Below are 17,748 nucleotides of genomic sequence, written 5' to 3'. Positions count from 1 at the left end.
GCCCTGCGCCCGGGGTCAGCGCGACCCGGAGATGAGCCGCCGCCCCACCGAGGCGATCAGCCGGTCCAGCTCCGAGCCGAACGGGTTGTCGTGCACCAGGTAGGTCCAGGTGGCGGTGGGTCGCACCAGCTTGGACGAATCCGGCTCCCAGCCCTCGTCGAACTCGGTCTCCTCGAACGTGGCGACGGTCCGCGTCTCGATCTCGGGCACCAGGGCGTTGAACGCCGGCACCGCGCTGCGGTGGAACTCGTCAAGCGGGTCGAGCCGGCCCAGCGCCCGCAGGTGCACCCCCTCGCGCACCTCGGACAGCTCGGCGAGATGCTCGGCCCAGAGCCGGTCCAGGTGGTAGAGGGCGATCTTGCGGGCCACGTCGGCGAGCAGGTCCTCATCCATCTCGCCGGCCTTCTCCGGCACGCGCTCCAGCAGCATGAGCGCGGCGATGTCCGTGGTCAGCAGCCGCTCCCGCCGCTCGGCGAGGGCCTTGCGCTGCTGCTCGATCACGTGGCTGTAGCGCCAGGTGTTGCGGTGGATCTCGTGGTTGACACCCTCCGCGACCCGCTGGGCGTGCTCCACCGCGTAGTCGACCACCGGGTCGGTGACCAGGCCGTCGGCGTTCATCCGGGGCGACGCCGGCACGGTGTCGCCGGCGTGCCGCACCACCAGGTCGTCCTCCAGGCTGACGAAGAAGACCGACCCGCCCGGGTCGCCCTGCCGGCCGGCCCGCCCACGCAACTGGTCGTCGACCCGGCGGCTGTCGTGCCGGCCGCTGCCGATCACGTAGAGGCCACCCAGCTCGGCCACCCGCTCCCGGTCGGACTGGTCGCTGCCGCCGAGCCGGATGTCCACGCCCCGGCCGGCCATCTGGGTGGAGACCGTCACCGCGCCGTACGCGCCGGCCTCGGCGATGATGCCGGCCTCCTCGTCGTCGTTCTTGGCGTTGAGCACCACGCTCGGCACCCCGGCCTCGCCCAGCGCGGCGGCCAGCGCCTCGGACTCCTTGACGTCGAGCGTGCCGACGAGCACCGGACGCCCCGCCTCGTGGCAACGGGTGATCTCGTCGACGAGCGCCTCGTCCTTCTCGGCGCGGGTGGCGTAGATCCGGTCCGGCTCGTCCTCGCGGACGCACGGCGTGTTCGGCGGGATCACCGCCACCTCCAGGCCGAAGAACTCCCGGAGCTGGTCGCCGACGAGCACCGCGGTCGCGGTCATCCCGCAGACCGTCGGGTAGAGCGCGATGTACGCCTGCACGGTCACCGTGCCCAGCACCTCGCCCTCGGCGGTGGCGTCCAGCCCCTCCTTCGCCTCGACGGCCGCCTGGAGCCCGTCCGGCCAGCGCCGCCGCTGGGCGACCCGGCCGCGCATCTCGTCGATCAGCTCGACCGAGTCGTCCCGCACGATGTAGTCGACGTCGCGGTGCAGCAGGGCGTGCGCGTGCAACGCCACGTTCACCGCGGAGAGCTGCCCGACGTGCTCGGCGTCGTAGAGGTCGATGCCGCCGAGCTTGGCCTCGACGGTGGCCAGGCCGAGCGAGGTGAAGGCGACGCTGCGGCCGTCCTCGGCGACGGTGTAGTGCCGGCCCTTGCGCAGCCCGCGCACCAGCGCGGCGGCGGCGTGCACCGGATCCTGCTCGCCCGGGACCGCGCCGGCGAGCACCATCGGCACCCGCGCCTCGTCGATGAGGATCGAGTCGGCCTCGTCCACGATCGCGGTCTTCAACACGGGCTGCACCCGGTCGGCGACGTCGGTGGCGAGCTGGTCGCGCAGGTAGTCGAAGCCGGCCTCGCTGACCGCGACGTAGGTGACGTCGCAGCCGTACGCGGCGCGCCGCTCCTCCGGGGTGGACGCCTCGTTGACCCAGCCGACGGTGAGCCCGAGCAGGGTGTAGACCGGCTCCATCCACTCGGCGTCCCGGCGGGCCAGGTAGTCGTTGACGGTGAGCACGTGCACCGGCCCGTTGCCCAGCCGCACGTGCCCGTACGCGGCGACGGTCGCGGTGAGCGTCTTGCCCTCACCGGTGGCCATCTCGGCGACCTTGCCGGAGAGCAGCGCCATCGCGCCGAGCAACTGCACGTCGTAGGGACGCTGGTCGAGCCCGCGGCGGGCCGCCTCACGGCCGACGGCGCAGATCTCCTCGTATTTCTCCGCCCGGCCGGCGGCCTCGGTCAGCTCGGCGTCGGAGAGCTTCTCCAGCTCGGCCTCGCGAGCCTCGATCGCCGGCAGCAGCTTCTCCAGCGGGGCCAGGTCGACAGTCGTCCCCGGGCGCTGGAGGAACTGGCGGAGCCTGGTCTTCAACCGTTGCGACACACCCATGAGCCGCAACGGTACGCGAACCGCAGCCGATTGTGACCCCCGCCCGGCACGGCGGCCGGAACGTGTCCTGGTTCCCGCCGGTCACCCCAGGTCAGGACCGGTCCGGGTGGTATCAGTCCACGAGCAGTTGGTGCGCGGCCAGCTCGCGGTAGAGCGGGCTGACCGTGGTCAACTCGTCGTGGGTGCCGACCGCCGCCACCCGACCGCCGTCGAGCACCACGATCTGGTCGGCGTCCACCACCGTCGAGAGCCGGTGCGCCACGATCAACAGGGTGCGGCGCACCGCCACCGCGTCGATCGCCCGGCGCAGCGCCGCCTCGTTGCGCGCGTCGAGGTTGCTCGTCGGCTCGTCGAGCAGCAGCACCGGCGCCCCGGCCAGCAGCGCCCGGGCGATGGCCAGCCGCTGCCGTTCCCCGCCGGAGAGCAGCACGCCACCCTCCCCGACCTGCACGTCCAGCCCGTCGGTGGTCCGGTCGCCCAGGTGCGTCAGGTTCACCTCGTCGAGCACCGCGCGCAGCCGGTCGTCGGTGGCGTCCGGGGCGGAGATGAGCAGGTTGTCCCGCAGCGTGCCGGCGAGCACCGGCGCCTCCTGCTCGACGTATCCGAGCCGGGCGCGCAGCGCGTCCCGGGGCAGCTCCCGCACGTCCACCCCGTCCAGCCGGATCGCGCCCTCGCCCACCTCGTAGAAGCGCTCGACGAGCGCCAGCACGGTGGACTTGCCGGCGCCGGACGGGCCGACCAGGGCGGTCCGGGTGCCGGCCGGCACGGTGAAGCTCACCCCGCGCAACACCGGCGGACCGCCGGGATAGCCGAAGCTGACCCGGTCGAACTCGACCCGGGCCGGGACGTCCACGGACGGCGTGCCCGCCGCGGCGGGACGGTCGTCCGCGCCCTCGCCCGGCACGGCGAGGATCTCCTCGATCCGGGCCAGCGCGCCCAACCCGCTCTGCAACTGCGTGTACGCGCGGGCGCCCTGGCCCAGCGGCATCACCAGGAAGAACAGGAACATCACGAAGGCGACCAGGTCACCCACGCTGATCGCCCCCGACGCCACCCGGGCCCCGCCCACGGCCAGCACCAGCAGGAACGCGCCCTGCACGGTGATCGTGCTCGCCGGCCCCACGAGCGCCTCGGCCCGGGCCACCCCCAGCCCGGCCTGGTACGCCGCGGTCGCGCTCGTCACCACCGTGTCGGTTTCGCGGCCCTCGGCGCGGCTGGCCCGGATGGTGCGCGCCGCGGAGATCGCCCGCTCCACGGCCGAGGTCATCTCGCCGACCCGTTCCTGCGCCCGGCGGGCCAGGCCGCGCACCCGGCGGGCGACGGTGATCGCGAAGACCACGCCGACCGCGACCGCGGCCAGCGTCACCCCGAACAGCAGCGGGTCCAGCAGCAGCATGGCGGTGCCCGCGCCGACCACCATCACCGCGCCGGTGGCGGTCTCGAAGAGGCCGGACGTGATCACCGCCCGCAGCAGCGTGGTGTCCGCGCCCACCCGGGACAGCAGGTCGCCGGTGCGACGCCTGTCGTACTCGACGATCGGCAGGCGCAGCACGTGCCCGGCCAGGCGCCGGCGGACGCCCAGCACGAGCCCCTCGGCGGTGCGCTGGAGGAGATAGTCCCGGAGCCCGCCGAGCAGCGCGGCGACCACCACCAGGGCGACGAGCGCGACCACGAGCAACGCGGCCGGCTGGCCGGCGGTGATCCGGTCCAGCACGGTGCGGGTGAGCAGCGGCTGGGTCAGCGCGGCGACGGACCCGGCGAGCGACAGCGCGCCCACCCCGGCGAGGGTGCCACGGTGGGCACGCAGGTAGGGCAGCAGCGCGGCGAGCCCCGGCATCGGGCCGGCTTCGACGGTCATGACGGAAACGGTAGCGGGGCGCCGCACGGCTTCGGCGCCCCCGCGCCGCCGGGTCAGGCGGTCAGCACGACCTGCAACTCCGACCGGCGTCGCTGCGCCAGGTCGGTGAGCAGGGCGGGCGCCTCGTCAAGCGGCGCCACGGCGGAGACGAGATGTTCGCGGATCTCCGCGCCGTCCTGCCGCAGCAGCTCGATGGTCGCCGCGGAGAGCCGCTCCCGGTCCCAGGTCGGGGCGAGACCGCGCGGCACCCGGCCGATCTGCGCGCAGCGCAGCGACAGCCCGTTGTGGTGGAACTCCTCGCCGAGCCGTACCGCCTCCGCGCCGCCCTGGTAGAACGCCATGTCGACCACCGTGCCCTGGGGCCGCAGCAGCCGCAGCGCGAGCTGCAACGCCCAGTCCTGGCCGCGGCACTGGAAGACCACGTCCGCGCCCCGGTCCCCGGCGGCGTGGTGCCACCGGGTCTTCAGCACCACCGCCGGGTCGCCCGCGTCCGGGTCGAGCGTCGCCAGGCCGAGCGCCTCGGCCACCCGCCGGCGGGCCGGGGTCGGATCCACCACGACCACCGAGGCGGCACCGTGACGGCGGGCGAACAGGGCGGTGAGCAGCGCGACCACCCCGCTGCCGACCACCGCCACCCGGCGTCCGCGGACCCCGTCGTCGAGGGTACGCACGTCCGTGCCGCACAGGTCCGCGGCGGCGTGCAGCAGCCCATTGGCGCAGATCGGCCCCATGTGCGCGACGTAGACGCCGAGCAGCGGGTCGAGGTCGTCGGGAAGCGGGACGAACCGCTCGGCGACCGGGTCGGCGACCCAACCGCTGCGGTGCCCGTACGTCATCGCGCCGACCGTGCCCACCGCGACCGCCGGGGTGCGGCTGTCCACCACGCGGCCGACCTGCATGTAGCCGAGCCGGGTCACCGGGTACGGGGTGCTCGCCGCCCCCGGCCGGAACAGCCCGAGGCCGGGGTCCCAGGTGACGTGCAGGTAGGGGTTGGTGCCCTTGACGTAGCTCAGTTCGGTGCCGGCGGAGACGCCGCTGTAGAGCGTCTCCACCCGGAACGTGCCTTCGCGCAGCTCGGGCGCGTCCATCTCGACCAGCTCGACCCGGCCGGGTCCGCGGACCACCACCACCCGGTCACGCATCGACGGCCGCCGCCCCCGCGTCGGCGACCGCGACCCGGGCCGCCGGGCCGGTCGGCAGCGCCACCGGCCGGCCGGTCCGCGCCGACTCGGCCACCGCGACGGCGAGCCGCTGGGTACGCAGCGCCTCGGCGTACGGAACCCGCACGTCGTCGCCGACGCCCCGGACCGCGTCGACGAAGGCCCGGTCGACGGCGACCCGGGCGGCGTCCGGGTCGGCGGGCAGATGCCGCTCGCCGTCGGCGTCCCGGACCGTCAGTCCGTCCTCGGTCAGCGACAGGGCCAACCCGTCGGCGAGGACCTCCAGGCCGGCCCGGTGCTTCCAGGTGAGCACGCAGGCCGCGGCGAGCGTGCCGAGCGCGCCGGAGGCGAACCGCAGCGTGGCCGCCGTCACCGAGTCGATGTCGGCGCCGGCGACCGTCGGCGGGCTGCCGTCGCCGTACGCGGTCACCTCGGCCACCTCGCCGGCCAGCAACCGGACCAGGTCCAGCACGTGCGCGGCCTGCTCCACCACCGGGCCGCCGGACCGGTCCCGCCGCGCCCACCAGGCCACCGGCGGCACCTTGTCCAGCCAGGCCCCGTTGACCATCCGCACCGGGCGGTCGCCGAGCAGCCGCCGGGCCTCGGCCACCACGTGCAGGTAGCGCCAGTGGTGGCCGACGCCGGTGAGCAGCCCGCGTCGTTGCACCAGGGCGGCGATCCGCTCGGCCGTCTCCAGGTCCACCGCCACCGGCTTCTCCACGAACATCGGCACACCGGCGGCGATCACCGCCTCCTCCACCGGACCATGCGCGAACGGCGGCACGCACACGTACACCGCGTCCGGGCCGGCGGCGAGCAGCTCGTCGGGGCTCCCAAAGACCCGGCTGCCGTACGCCCCGGCGAGGGCCTCCGCCGCGTCCGGGGCGACATCCGTCACGCCGAGCAGTGCCACGTCGTCGAAGCCGGTGAGCACGCGGGCATGGCGTTGCGCCACCCCGCCCGCCCCGACCAGTCCCACCCGCATCCGACCGCTCCTCACCGTGACCTCGACACCGCGCAGAGCACTCCCCCGACCGGTGTCCCGGCAAACGCGACCGGGGGCGCAACGTGACGTTCATCCGCTTGATCACGAGATTGGGCAGGATCCGGTTAGCGCGGGTCCGGAACCGGGAAAACAGGAGCCCGCGATTCCGCCACTGATGGGGGTGCCCGTGCGGGAATCAGATTCAACCGTCTCACCTGTGGTGGAGGCGTGGGCCACGTACCGGACCAGCACGGCCGACGACTGGCCGGCCCGCCGACTGGTGCGGGCCAAGGGCACCAGCCGGGTCAGCGTGGTGCTGCCGGCACGCAACGAGGAGGCGACGGTCGGCGCGATCGTGTCGACCATCCGCGAGCACCTGATGGACCGGGTGCCGCTCGTCGACGAGCTGATCGTGGTCGACTCCCGGTCCACCGACCGGACCGCCCAGGTGGCCCGCGCGGCCGGCGCCGAGGTGGTCGGTCAGGACGCGATGACCCGCGGCTTGCCGCGGCTGACCGGCAAGGGCGACGCGCTCTGGGCCGGCCTGGCCGCGGCCGAGGGGGACGTGGTCGCGTTCGTCGACGCCGACCTGCGCGAGTTCCGCCCGCACTTCGTCACCGGCCTGCTGGGGCCGCTGCTCACCGATCCGGGCGTGGACTTCGTCAAGGGCTTCTACCACCGCCCGCTTGTCGGCGCGACGAGCGTGGAACCCGACGGCGGCGGCCGGGTGACGGAGCTGATGGCCCGCCCGCTGCTCAACCTGTTCTGGCCGGACCTGGCCGGTTTCGTGCAGCCGCTGGCCGGCGAGTACGCGGGCCGCCGCGCGGTGCTGGAGCGGGTGCCGTTCGTCACCGGGTACGGCGTCGAGACGGCGATGCTCATCGACCTGCTGGAACTGGTCGGGCTGGACGCCCTGGCCCAGGTCGACCTGGGCGAGCGCAAGCACCGGCACCAGGACACCGCCGCGCTGGGCCGGATGTCGGCGCAGATCATGCTGACCGCCTGGTCCCGGCTCCAGCGACGCGGCTGGGCGGCCTCCGGCACGGCGCCGACCCCGCTGCTGACCCAGTTCCGCCGAGGCGGCTCGGAGACGCTGCCCCACCTGGACCGGGAGATCGTCGTCACCGACGTCTCGGTCGAGGAACGCCCGCCGCTGGCGCAGTTGCGCCACCGGGTGCCCCGCCGGCGCGTGCCCGCGTGACCACGACGTCCGAACGAGGAAGAGGCGACGCATGACGCTCACCGTGCTGATGAACGCCGGTCCGTGGCTGTCCGTGCCGCCGCCGGGCTACGGCGGGATCGAGAACGTGGTCGCGACGCTGGTGCCGGAGCTGCGCCGCCTCGGCGTGCGGGTGGTGCTCGCCTCGGTGGAGAGCAGCACGCTGCCGGTGGACGAGAGGATCGCGGTCTTCCCGGAGGGACAGTTCCCCGCGTTGCAGCGGCCGTACAACCAGGTCTGCGGCGTCTCCCAGGCGCACCTGGCCGGCGTGGTGCGGGCGCTGCACGCCCGCGACGACATCGACCTGGTGCACGACCACGTGGAGGCGGTCGGGCTGGCCACCCTCACCGCGATGGGGCCGGACGCGCCGCCGGTGCTGCACACGCTGCACTGGGACCTGGCCAAACACCCGGAGCTGTACGGCAACCTGGACGGCGGCGACCGGGTCCGGGTCAACGGCGTGTCCGCGTCGCAGTTGGCCCGCGCGCCCCGCGCGCTGCGGGAACACTCGGTGGGCCACGTGCACCTGGCCACCCCGCTCGCCGTCGACGCGGACCGCCGCCCGGCGGTCGACAAGGGCGACCACGTGGTGATCCTCGGCCGGATCAACCCGGGCAAGGGGCAGGACCTGGGCGCCCGGCTGGCCCGGGAGGTCGGCTTCCCGCTGGTGCTGGCCGGACCGGTCGGCCCGTACCACCGGCCGGCGGACCTGGCCGCGGCCGGCGACGAGGCGCGGCAGAACCCGGACGTGCGGTTCTTCCACGACCACGTCGCGCCGTACGTCGACGGCGACCTGGTGCGCTGGGTCGGCACGGTGGCCGGGCCGGACCGCGACGACCTGGTCGCCTCCGCGCGGGCGTCGCTGTTCCCGCTGCGCTGGGAGGAGCCGGGCGGCACGGCGGTGGTCGAGTCGCTGTCCCTGGGCACCCCGGTGGTGGCCACCGCCCGCGGCTGCCTGCCGGAGCTGATCGAGCACGGCCGCACCGGCCTGCTCACCACCGACGAGGAGGAACTGGGCGACCTGGTGCTCGCCGCCGGCCTCCTGGAGGTTGGCGAGTGCCGGCGCGAGGCGGTCGAGCGGTTCACCCCGGCCCGGATGGCCCGACGGTACGTCGAGCTGTACGAGCGGGTCCGCCAGGGTGCCACGAAGCCGCTGCAGCCCGCCTGATCCGGCGACGCCGTAGCCGGCCCGGTCGCCCTCGCGTGTCCGTGCCCGGGGGTGAGCCGGCCCACGCGATCCCCTCGCACGGCACGGGGCTGACCTGCGGGGCAGGGGTCAGGTCTGTTTCGGTGGTCCGGGGCCCGGGTACGTCGGTAGTCCTCCGACGAGTGGGAAACGAGGGCCGCCCGATGTCGACCCGGATCTGGTGCGAGGTCCGCGACGAGTCTCCGGTCACGGTCGTGCGGCTGTCCGGCGCGCTCGACCTGAGCACGACGCGTTCCGTGCACGAGGTGCTGGACCGCTGCCTCTCCGCGCAGCCGGACGCGCTCGTGGTCGACCTGGAGAAGCTCGACGTCCTCGACCCGCTGGCGTTGTCCGTCTTCGCGGCGGCCTGCCGGCGGGCCGCCGACTGGCCGGCGGTGCCGCTCGTGCTCTCCGCCCCGCCGTCGGCGGCGGCCCGGTTGAACGAGACGATCGCCTGCCGGGTGGTGCCGGTGCGCCGGGACTGCACCGAGGCGACCGCGCTGGCCGGCACGGCCGCGTCGCCCCGGCTACGGGCCCGGTTCGAGCCGGTCGCCGGGGCCTGCCGGCGGGCCCGGGAGCTGGTCACCGAGGCGTGCGGCAGGTGGAACGTGCCGGAGCTGGCCGGGCCGGCCTCGCTGGTGCTCAGCGAGCTGGTCGGCAACGTGGTCCGGCACGCCGGCACGCCCATGCATGTCACGCTCACGCTCCGCCGGCCGTACCTGCGGGTGGCGGTGATGGACGGCAGCCCGGCCGCCGCGCGGGCGGCGGACGGCCCCGACCTCGCGGCGGAGGGGGGCCGCGGGTTGATGCTGGTGCGGGAGCTGACCCAGCGGTGGGGCAGCACGCCGGTCGGCGCCGGCAAGGTCGTCTGGGCCATGCTCCCGGCGAACTGACCGAATTCTCCGCTCTCGCCTGGTTTCATGGGCAGCGGGGTCGGGTACGCGCGCCCGTCCTGTCTGTCGTCACACGGGGTGAGATGCCATGCCCAAGCGGGTAGTCACGGATCCGGCACGAGACCGAGGGCCCGCGATCCTCGCGCCGGCCCGGTTCGGGGGGTATCCCGGCCCGGTCCGGGAGGCGACGAAGGGCAACTCGCTGTGGCGATTGCTGCGGACCACCGACGCCAAGCTGATCGGCCTGCTCTACCTGGGCACGTCGTTCCTGTTCTTCCTGGTCGGCGGCGTGCTGGCGCTGGTGCTGCGGGCCGAGCTGGCGCGGCCCGGCATGCAGTTCCTCTCGCCGGAACAGTACAACCAGATGTTCACCATGCACGGCACGATCATGCTGCTGCTGTTCGCCACCCCGCTGGTCTTCGCGTTCGGCAACTACATCGTGCCGTTGCAGATCGGGGCGCCGGACGTGGCGTTCCCGCGGCTCAACGCGTTCGCCTACTGGCTGTACCTGTTCGGCGGCACGATGGTGGTGGCCGCCTTCGTCACGCCCCAGGGGGCGGCGGACTTCGGCTGGACGGCCTACACGCCGTTGAGCACGGCCCAGCACAGCCCGGGCGTCGGCGCCAACATGTGGGTGGTCGGCCTGGCGCTCTCCGGGTTGGGCACCATCCTCGGCGCGGTCAACCTGATCACCACGGTCCTGACCCTGCGCGCGCCCGGCATGACGCTGTTCCGGATGCCGATCTTCACGTGGAACCTGCTGCTCACCAGCGTCCTGGTGATCTTCGTGTTCCCGCTGCTGGCCGCCGCGTTGTTCGCGCTCACCTCGGACCGGCTCCTGCACTCGCACGTCTACGACCCGACGACCGGCGGGCCGATGCTGTGGCAGCACCTGTTCTGGTTCTTCGGGCACCCCGAGGTCTACATCGTCGCCTTGCCGTTCTTCGGCATCATCACCGAGATCATCCCGGTCTTCGCCCGCAAGCCGGTCTTCGGCTACACCGGGCTGGTGCTGGCCACGCTCGCCATCACGGTGCTGTCGATGGCCGTCTGGGCGCACCACATGTTCGCCACCGGCCAGGTGCTGCTGCCGTTCTTCAGCATCCTCAGCTATCTGATCGCGGTGCCGACCGGGGTGAAGTTCTTCAACTGGATCGGCACCATGTGGAAGGGTCAGCTCACGTTCGAGACGCCGATGCTGTTCGCGCTCGGCTTCCTGGTCACGTTCCTGCTCGGCGGCCTGACCGGGGTGCTCCTGGCCAGCCCGCCGGTCGACTTCCACGTCACCGACTCGTACTTCGTGGTCGCGCACTTCCACTACGTGCTCTTCGGCACCATCGTGTTCGCGGCGTTCGGTGGGGTCTACTTCTGGTTCCCGAAGATGACCGGCCGGCTGCTCGACGAGCGGCTGGGCAAGATGCACTTCTGGACCATGTTCGTCGGCTTCCACGCCACCTTCCTGGTGCAGCACTGGCTCGGCGGCGAGGGCATGCCCCGCCGGTACGCGGACTACCTGCCCGGCGACGGTTTCACCGGGTTGAACGAGATCTCCAGCATCGGGTCGTTCGTGCTCGGCGCGTCCACGCTCTTCTTCATCTACAACGTGTGGCGGTCGTGGCGCTACGGCGCGCTGGTCACCGTGGACGACCCCTGGGGCTTCGGCAACTCGCTGGAGTGGGCCACCACCTGCCCGCCGCCGCTGCGCAACTTCGACCGGATGCCGCGGATCCGGTCCGAGCGCCCGGCGTTCGACGCCAAGTACGGCCCGCTCGTCTCCGACCTCGGCCGCGACCTGCCGCAACGCACCACCAAGCCGCCGCAGCGCCTCAGCGAGGAGTTCCACCACGTCACGCTGGCGCCGGAGTCGCCGGCCGCCGAGGGCGCGCACGGCGCCCGCGAGGCGGTGGAATACCACCCCGCGCCGCAGTCCGGCGCCCGCCCGGTGGACGTGCCGGAGCCGGAGGAGATCCGCCGCGCCAGCTTCGACGAGACCGACGAGCCGGAGGAGACGATCCTCGGCGCCCAGCGCGAGGACCAACCCAACGACCGCTGGCGGCACCCGCGCGGCCACGGCGACACCCCGGAGAACTGAAAGGAGGGGCCCCCGCTTAACGCCTGCGGTAGAGGAGGGGGCCCCGCTTAACATCGGCACCGGGGCGCCCGCGCCGACGCGGCGGCGGGGCGGCGGGGCGGCGGGGCGACGCGGCGGCGGGGCGCGGACCGCTCAGTCGGCGGCCGGCAGACCCGCCGCGGTCAGCGAACGGCGCACCGCCGGCTGCACCCGGGTCAGCCGCAGCGGCACCCCGGTCCGGGCCGCGGCATCCCGGCCGGCCATCAGCGCGGCGATCCCGCCGGCGTCGAAGCCGCCGGCGCCGACGAGGTCGACCACCACCTCGCGGGGCTGCCCGGTGACCGCCTCCAGCACCGCCCGGCGCAACTGGTCCGCGCCGGCCCGGTCGACCTCCCCGCCGACCTCGACGACCACCCGGTCGCCGTTCTGCTTCACCGAGATCCGGGCCTTGGCCGGCTCGGTCTCGGCGGCGCCGTTCTGCCACGGCGGCGGCGCGTCGGCGAGCATCGCCTGGCGCAGCCAGGTCAGCGCCCGCGACAGCAGCCGGGAGACGTGCATCTGCGAGATGCCGAACCGGGCGGCGATCTCCGCCTGGGTCTGGTTGCCGTAGAAGCGCATGGCCAGGATCCGCCGCTCCCGCCACGGCAGCCGGTGCAGCAGGCCGCTGATCGTGACCCGGTCGTCGACGGACTCCAGCGCGTTGTCGGACTCCCCCACCAGGTCGCCGAACTCGGCCGAGCTCTCCCCGCCCACCGGCGCGTTCAGCGAGGCCGGGCTGTAGCCGGCGGCCGACTCCAGCGCGGCGAGGATCTCCTCCTCCGGTGTCTCCAGCCGCGCGGCCAACTCGGCGACCGAGGGGGCCCGGGACAACTCGCTGGTCAGCGTCGCCGTCGCCTGCCCCACCTCGAGGATCAGGTCGCGCAGCCGGCGCGGCACGTGCACGCCCCAGGTGCGGTCGCGGAAGTGCCGCTTGATCTCGCCGACGATGGTGATCGCCGCGTACGCGGTGAACGAGCCGCGCTCCGGGTCGTACCTGTCGACGGCGTTGACCAGGCCGAGGCGCGCCACCTGCTCCAGGTCCTCGAGCGGTTCCCCGCGGCCCCGGTAACGGCGGGCCAGCCGGCCGGCGAACGGCAACGCGAAACGGACCAGGTCGTCCCGCGCCTCCTGCCGCCGCTCGGGTGGCAGCCCCGCGATCCGGGCCGCGTACGCGAGCGCCGCCGCGTCCAGGTCCTCCAGTCCCCGCTCGGTGGTCGGTGGGGTGGGTGTGGTGGTCTGTCCGAACATCCGCGCCTCCCTCGCCGAAGTCCCCGCCCGGTCGGAACCGGTTACGCGCGTGGTCGGACCACGCACCGGGTGAGGAAGTTGGGTTACGTGACGGAATACGTCGGAAGCGGTGGCTGCCCGCCGCGCGGCGTCGTGGGCCGTTCCGCGGCGAGCGGTCTTCCCGCTCCGTAGGTACTCAATCACGGTCCGACGGATCGCGAGGATGTTTCGCCAGGTTGCCCGGCCGACCGGGTCAGCAGACCAGCAGCCCCTGGTGGGCGCCCGCGTCACGGAGCGCGGCCAACGCCTCGGCCATCCGCAGCGGCGGCGGTACGGGCAGGTCACAGGGCTGGTTGCGCAACACCTCCGTGGCACGTCGGGTCGGAACCGAGGCGACCGGGTAACCGCGCGCCGCGCCCCGGTCCAACGCCCGCCGTCGACGCCCGAACCCGGCCACGGCGAGCCACTGGGGCAGGCCGGCGAGCGCCGGCGAGCGCAGCCCGGGCGGTTCGGGCAGTACGTCCACCGAGCTGAAGGGCTCGCTGCCGGCAAGCCACCACTCGGCCCCCTCCACCCGACGCCGGGTGGCGTTCTCGCACCAGTAGGGCACCAGGCCGGCGCGCAGCACCTGCCCCGGGTCGAGCAGCCGGCCACACTCCACCACCAGCCGGTTCCCGGTCTTGCCGGCCCGGCGCAGCCAACGCCGGTAGAGGTCGGCGGTGGCCGCGCTCAGCGCGTCCGGCTGCGGAACGACCACCCGGTGCAGGGGATGCCCGTGCACGTCGCCCCACTCCCGCGCGCCGTGCTCGAAACCGGACTCCACGCCGTGCTCGGCGAACGCCGCCGACACCGTGACCTCGGGCGACGCCCAGCGCGTCTCGTCGCCGCCGGCCGCCCGCAGCACGTGGCGCAGCGCGCGGGCGTCCGGGTGGAAATCGACCGGGTCGAGGCCGCTGGCCGGGCAGCCGGCCTGGAAGCTGTGCCCGGCGCCGTCGTCCCGCACCGGCCACGTGCGCGCGTCGTGCAGCAGCAGCACCGGCGCCGCCGGCTCCAGCCGGTCGGCCAGGAACCGCGCGTACGCCCCGGGCAGGGCCCGCCAGCGTGCCGTGAGGGTCACCGTGGCGCCGGACGCCACGCCCCGGCTGGCCGGGCAGTGCACCTGCCGCACGTGCACCAGGGGGTTGCCGGCGAGCAGCCGGCCGGCGAGCGCCGCCCCGTGGTCCAGCGCGGCGTCGGGGCGGTCCACCACACCCCCGCCCCACTGCGCGGTCACCTCGAACCCGGCGGGCAGCCAGGGCACGCCGAGCGCCACCGCGAGGTGGGCCGCCGCGCCGTGCGGCGAGCCGAGCACCGCTCCGGGCCAGTGTCGCTCCGGATACTGGCCGACGAACCATCCGGCCACCCGCTCGGCGTCGACGCGGGCGACCTGGGCCGCGGTGAGCGCGGCCCGACCGGCGGCGCGGGCGGTGGCGGCGCGGCGCACCGGCTCCGGCGTACCGGCGAGCCGGGACAGCGGACCCGGGTGGCCGAGGTCGCCGCAGTCGTCGCCGCGCAGCGCCCGGGCGGTCGCGGCGACCAGGATCCGGGCGGCGCTGCCCGCCGTCACCACCCGCTCCCCGGGCAGCCCGGCGTCGACCGCCGGCGCTCGCTTGCCTCGTTCGCTCACCACGCGGCCCGGCTTCCCGTCCCTCTGGGGTCTAAACGGGGCATCTCCCCACGTCGCGGACCAACGCCCGGTCGGGTGCCGTCGCGCCGCTGAACCGCCGTCGCGGGCGCAACGGCACGGCGGTGCGGGTTCGGGTCGAGGCGGGACGTGACGGAAAGGAGGCCCCCGGGTCCGGCTAGACGAGGTCCTCCGCCGCGATGGCCTCGGTCTGGCTCACCCGCTCCCGCACCCGGCGGGCCGCCTCCCCGTCGACGAGCAGGCCGCGCAGGTCGGCCAGCGCCGGCTCGGGCACCTCCAGCGGCACGGTCGGGTCCACCACCGCCTCCAGCACGCTGGGCCGGTCCGCCGCGAGCACCTCGTCCCAGGCCGCGCCGACAAGGTCCGGCCGGTCCACCCGGACGCCGTGCAGCCCGAGCAGCCGGGCCCATCCGGCGTACGGCACGTCGGGTCGCCGGCCGACCGGGAGGCCGGGCGGACGGCCGTCGCCCACGCCGGACTGGTCCCGGTTGTTGAGCACCAGCACGACCAGCCGGGGATCGGGCCATTCGGTCCAGTGGTGCGCCACGGTGATCAGCTCGGCGAGACCGTTGAGCTGCATCGCCCCGTCGCCGAGCAGCGCGAGCACCGGCTGGTCCGGTTCGGCCAGCTTGGCGGCCACCGCGTACGGCAGGGCGCAGCCCATCGAGCCGAGCGTGCCGCAGAGCCGGGCCTGCACCCCGGGCGGCAGCTCCAGGTGCCGCGCGTACCAGTAGACGACCGAACCGATGTCGACGGCGACCGCGGCGCGCGCCGGCAGCCGGGCGGACAGCTCGCGGAGCACCAACTGCGGGTTGAGTGGCTCGGCCGGCGCGGCGACGCGGTCGGCGGCGACGGTCCGCCACCGGTCCACCGTGCTCCGCACCACACGGCGCCACGCGGCGTTCGGCCGCTCCGGCACCCGGGCCAGCAGCGCCCGCAGCGTCTCGGCGGCGTCGCCGACGAGCGGCACGTCCACCGGATAGCGGGCGCCGATGCGCCGGCCGTCGACATCGATCTGGACGGTGCGCACCTGCCCCGGCATCGGGAACCAGTCGGTCCAGGGGTCGTTGGTGCCGACCAGCAGCAGGGTGTCGCAGCCACCCATGAGCTGCGCGGCGGCCGGGGTGCCGACCGCACCGAGCACACCGGTGTGGAACGGCAACCGCTCGTCCAGCACCGGCTTGCCGAGCAGCGACGTGGCGACGCCCGCGCCGAGCCGGTCGGCGAGCGCGACGATCTCCCCGGCCGCGCCGTGCGCGCCCTGGCCGACAAGCATGGCCACCCGCTGTCCGGCGCCGAGCAGCGAGGCGGCGGCGTCCAGGTCGGCGGCGTGCGGCAGTACCCGGGCCAGCGGCGCGCCGGGCGTGGCGGTGACCACCCCGGCGGTCTGCGGCAGCAGATCGGGCACGGACGTCACCTGCAACGCCCGCGGCAGCACCACGCACGTCGGGCTGCGGGTCGCCGCCGCGGTGCGGAACGCCTGGTCCAGCAGCACCGGCACCTGATCCGGGCGGCGACCGTAGCGGATGAACTGGTTGCACACGTCGCCGAAGAGCCGACTCAGCCCGATCTCCTCGTGCGCCCCGCCGAGCGGGCCGTCGACGTCCTCGCCGATGATCGCCACCACCGGCTTGTTGTCCAGCTTGGCGTCGTAGAGACCGTTGAGCAGGTGCACCGCGCTCGGACCCTGCGTGGCCAGGCACACCCCGATGCCGCCGGTGAACTTGGCGTGCCCGGTGGCCATGAAGGCGGCGGTCTCCTCGTGCCGGGCCGGCACGAACGCCGGATCGCCACCCGCGTCGAGGAGCGCGCCCACCAGCGGCGCGAGCGCCGCGCCGGGGTAGCCGAAGACCCGCGGCACCCGCCAGGCCCGCAGCCGCTCGACCACCAGATCGGCGACGGTACGGTCAGCCATCGCTCCGCCCCGGGGTGCCGGCGTCGACGTAGCGCAGCACCGCGCCCACCCCGTCGGTCAGCTCCGGCGCCTCCTCCGGCGCGAGCACGGTCAGGTCCGCGTCGGTGCCGATCAGCGCGCGCAGCAGCGCCGCGTCGGCGCGTACCCGCTGCGGGTCGGCCACCGACATGTCCGCCAGTTGCGTCCGGTCGGTGGCGATCTCGGTCGGCTCCGGTCCGACCCACAGCTCGCCGTCGGCGGACGGGTCGTCGACGAGCAGCATGGTGTCGACCTGGTTGCGTTGCAGCGCGGCGACCACCGCGTCGAGCCCGGCGCCGACGTCCTCCTGCACGCCGAACCGGTCCAGCGCGGCGGCGACGCGGCGGTCGGCGACCTCGGCGACGGTCTGCACGGTGAGGTCGTCCATCAGGGTGTCCTCCGCGCCGCCGGCCCGGGAGCCGGCGTCGGTACGGACCAGCACGTCCTGCCAGCGCTCCGGCAACTGGGCGGCGATCATGCCGGTGGCCCGGATGTCGCCGGCCACCACGACCACGTCGGCGCCGACCCGCTCGGCCAGGTCGGCGGTGGCCGCGGCGGCGTCGCCGGCGTTCTGGTGCCACGCCTCCACGGCGGCGCGCTGGTAGCGCGACTGCGACCAGCCGCCCGGCTGCACCCGGCGCAGTTGGCGGGTCTGCCGGCCCTTCACCGTGGCCCGCCGGGGCACTCCGCCGGCGCTGACCGCCATCGCGTCCGCGCCGGTCCGGTCGGCCAGCACCCGCACCCAGGCCACCTGCTCGCCGCGCTGGGCGACGAGCGGCATGGTGTGCGGCAGCGCCGCCCAGGTGCCCAGGTCGCGCAGCGGCGGCGCGGAGAGGTATTCGGTCAGCACCACCCGGCCCCGGCTGGCGAAGACGGCGATGCCGTAGTCGCCGGGCATCGGCTCGTGCCGGCGGACCACCTCCTCCACCGCCTCCACGGTGACCTGGTCGGCGCCCTGGGCCAGCAGGTCGCCCTTGATTGCCCGCCAGCGCAGGTCGACCTGCGGACGGGAGTCGTGGGTGTCCCGGGAGGCGTCCAGGTACACCGAGCACCAGGGCCCGGGACGGTCGTAGAGCGGGCGCAGGAAGGACAGCTGCATGCTCGACCCCTTTCCAGCTCGGCCGCACGCATACCCGCGCCCCGGCCGATGTCACCTTCCGCGCGCCGGGGCGTGACCACCGTT

General features: G+C 74.7%; 12 protein-coding genes. 4 read left to right on the top strand and 8 right to left on the bottom strand.

Annotated elements, in window-relative coordinates; translation table 11 throughout:
* Positions 1 to 15: 15 nt before the first annotated feature.
* The 4 genes from secA2 to O7619_RS17305 form a co-directional block, all read right to left on the bottom strand.
* The gene (secA2, locus tag O7619_RS17320; protein ID WP_282281991.1) at positions 16 to 2,310 is read right to left on the bottom strand and encodes an accessory Sec system translocase SecA2; all 2,295 of its coding nucleotides are present in this window, start codon (positions 2,308 to 2,310) and stop codon (positions 16 to 18) included.
* 112 nt (positions 2,311 to 2,422) lie between these two features.
* Positions 2,423 to 4,168: an ABC transporter ATP-binding protein gene (locus O7619_RS17315; protein ID WP_282281990.1), complete on the bottom strand. Its 1,746-nt coding sequence runs from the start codon at positions 4,166 to 4,168 to the stop codon at positions 2,423 to 2,425.
* A gap of 53 nt (positions 4,169 to 4,221) precedes the next feature.
* On the bottom strand, positions 4,222 to 5,310 hold the full coding sequence (locus O7619_RS17310) for a zinc-binding dehydrogenase (protein ID WP_282281989.1): 1,089 nt from the start codon (positions 5,308 to 5,310) through the stop codon (positions 4,222 to 4,224).
* Entirely contained in the window at positions 5,303 to 6,313 is a 1,011-nt protein-coding gene (locus O7619_RS17305) for a Gfo/Idh/MocA family oxidoreductase (RefSeq protein ID WP_282281988.1), read from the bottom strand. The genes O7619_RS17310 and O7619_RS17305 overlap by 8 nt, the downstream gene beginning before the upstream one ends.
* Positions 6,314 to 6,500: 187 nt before the next feature.
* Here O7619_RS17305 and O7619_RS17300 point away from each other — a divergent pair, with 187 nt between their 5' ends.
* The 4 genes from O7619_RS17300 to ctaD all read left to right on the top strand — a co-directional run bounded on the left by O7619_RS17300 (position 6,501) and on the right by ctaD (position 11,703).
* Positions 6,501 to 7,514: a glucosyl-3-phosphoglycerate synthase gene (locus tag O7619_RS17300; RefSeq protein WP_282288855.1), complete on the top strand. Its 1,014-nt coding sequence runs from the start codon at positions 6,501 to 6,503 to the stop codon at positions 7,512 to 7,514.
* A 31-nt stretch (positions 7,515 to 7,545) separates the two neighbouring features.
* The gene (locus O7619_RS17295) at positions 7,546 to 8,700 is read left to right on the top strand and encodes a glycosyltransferase (protein WP_282281987.1); all 1,155 of its coding nucleotides are present in this window, start codon (positions 7,546 to 7,548) and stop codon (positions 8,698 to 8,700) included.
* Between the two features lie 182 nt (positions 8,701 to 8,882).
* Positions 8,883 to 9,611: an ATP-binding protein gene (locus O7619_RS17290; RefSeq protein WP_282281986.1), complete on the top strand. Its 729-nt coding sequence runs from the start codon at positions 8,883 to 8,885 to the stop codon at positions 9,609 to 9,611.
* A gap of 88 nt (positions 9,612 to 9,699) precedes the next feature.
* Positions 9,700 to 11,703: a cytochrome c oxidase subunit I gene (gene ctaD / locus O7619_RS17285; protein ID WP_282281985.1), complete on the top strand. Its 2,004-nt coding sequence runs from the start codon at positions 9,700 to 9,702 to the stop codon at positions 11,701 to 11,703.
* Between the two features lie 132 nt (positions 11,704 to 11,835).
* Here ctaD and O7619_RS17280 read toward each other — a convergent pair whose 3' ends face one another.
* The 4 genes from O7619_RS17280 to O7619_RS17265 form a co-directional block, all read right to left on the bottom strand.
* A complete protein-coding gene (locus O7619_RS17280; RefSeq protein ID WP_282281983.1) occupies positions 11,836 to 12,969 on the bottom strand; it encodes a SigB/SigF/SigG family RNA polymerase sigma factor in 1,134 nt (377 codons plus the stop codon).
* Between the two features lie 232 nt (positions 12,970 to 13,201).
* On the bottom strand, positions 13,202 to 14,617 hold the full coding sequence (locus tag O7619_RS17275) for a hypothetical protein (RefSeq protein ID WP_282281982.1): 1,416 nt from the start codon (positions 14,615 to 14,617) through the stop codon (positions 13,202 to 13,204).
* Between the two features lie 172 nt (positions 14,618 to 14,789).
* A complete protein-coding gene (locus O7619_RS17270) occupies positions 14,790 to 16,547 on the bottom strand; it encodes a thiamine pyrophosphate-binding protein (RefSeq protein ID WP_282281981.1) in 1,758 nt (585 codons plus the stop codon).
* Entirely contained in the window at positions 16,540 to 17,664 is a 1,125-nt protein-coding gene (locus tag O7619_RS17265; RefSeq protein ID WP_282281980.1) for a Vms1/Ankzf1 family peptidyl-tRNA hydrolase, read from the bottom strand. The genes O7619_RS17270 and O7619_RS17265 overlap by 8 nt, the downstream gene beginning before the upstream one ends.
* Positions 17,665 to 17,748 lie beyond the last annotated feature (84 nt).

The sequence above is a fragment of the Micromonospora sp. WMMD998 genome (genome assembly GCF_029581235.1).
GTDB lineage: Bacteria > Actinomycetota > Actinomycetes > Mycobacteriales > Micromonosporaceae > Micromonospora.
This window is presented reverse-complemented; position numbering and strand designations above follow the sequence as displayed.

Excerpts from the sequence above, each read along its gene's own strand:
- O7619_RS17310 (WP_282281989.1), bottom strand. The coding sequence starts at position 5,310 with ATGCGTGACCGGGTGGTGGTGGTCCGCGGACCCGGCCGGGTCGAGCTG.
- secA2 (WP_282281991.1), bottom strand. The coding sequence starts at position 2,310 with ATGGGTGTGTCGCAACGGTTGAAGACCAGGCTCCGCCAGTTCCTCCAG.
- O7619_RS17270 (WP_282281981.1), bottom strand. The coding sequence starts at position 16,547 with ATGGCTGACCGTACCGTCGCCGATCTGGTGGTCGAGCGGCTGCGGGCC.
- O7619_RS17280 (WP_282281983.1), bottom strand. The coding sequence starts at position 12,969 with ATGTTCGGACAGACCACCACACCCACCCCACCGACCACCGAGCGGGGA.
- O7619_RS17295 (WP_282281987.1), top strand. The coding sequence starts at position 7,546 with ATGACGCTCACCGTGCTGATGAACGCCGGTCCGTGGCTGTCCGTGCCG.
- O7619_RS17305 (WP_282281988.1), bottom strand. The coding sequence starts at position 6,313 with ATGCGGGTGGGACTGGTCGGGGCGGGCGGGGTGGCGCAACGCCATGCC.
- O7619_RS17315 (WP_282281990.1), bottom strand. The coding sequence starts at position 4,168 with ATGACCGTCGAAGCCGGCCCGATGCCGGGGCTCGCCGCGCTGCTGCCC.
- ctaD (WP_282281985.1), top strand. The coding sequence starts at position 9,700 with ATGCCCAAGCGGGTAGTCACGGATCCGGCACGAGACCGAGGGCCCGCG.
- O7619_RS17290 (WP_282281986.1), top strand. The coding sequence starts at position 8,883 with ATGTCGACCCGGATCTGGTGCGAGGTCCGCGACGAGTCTCCGGTCACG.
- O7619_RS17265 (WP_282281980.1), bottom strand. The coding sequence starts at position 17,664 with ATGCAGCTGTCCTTCCTGCGCCCGCTCTACGACCGTCCCGGGCCCTGG.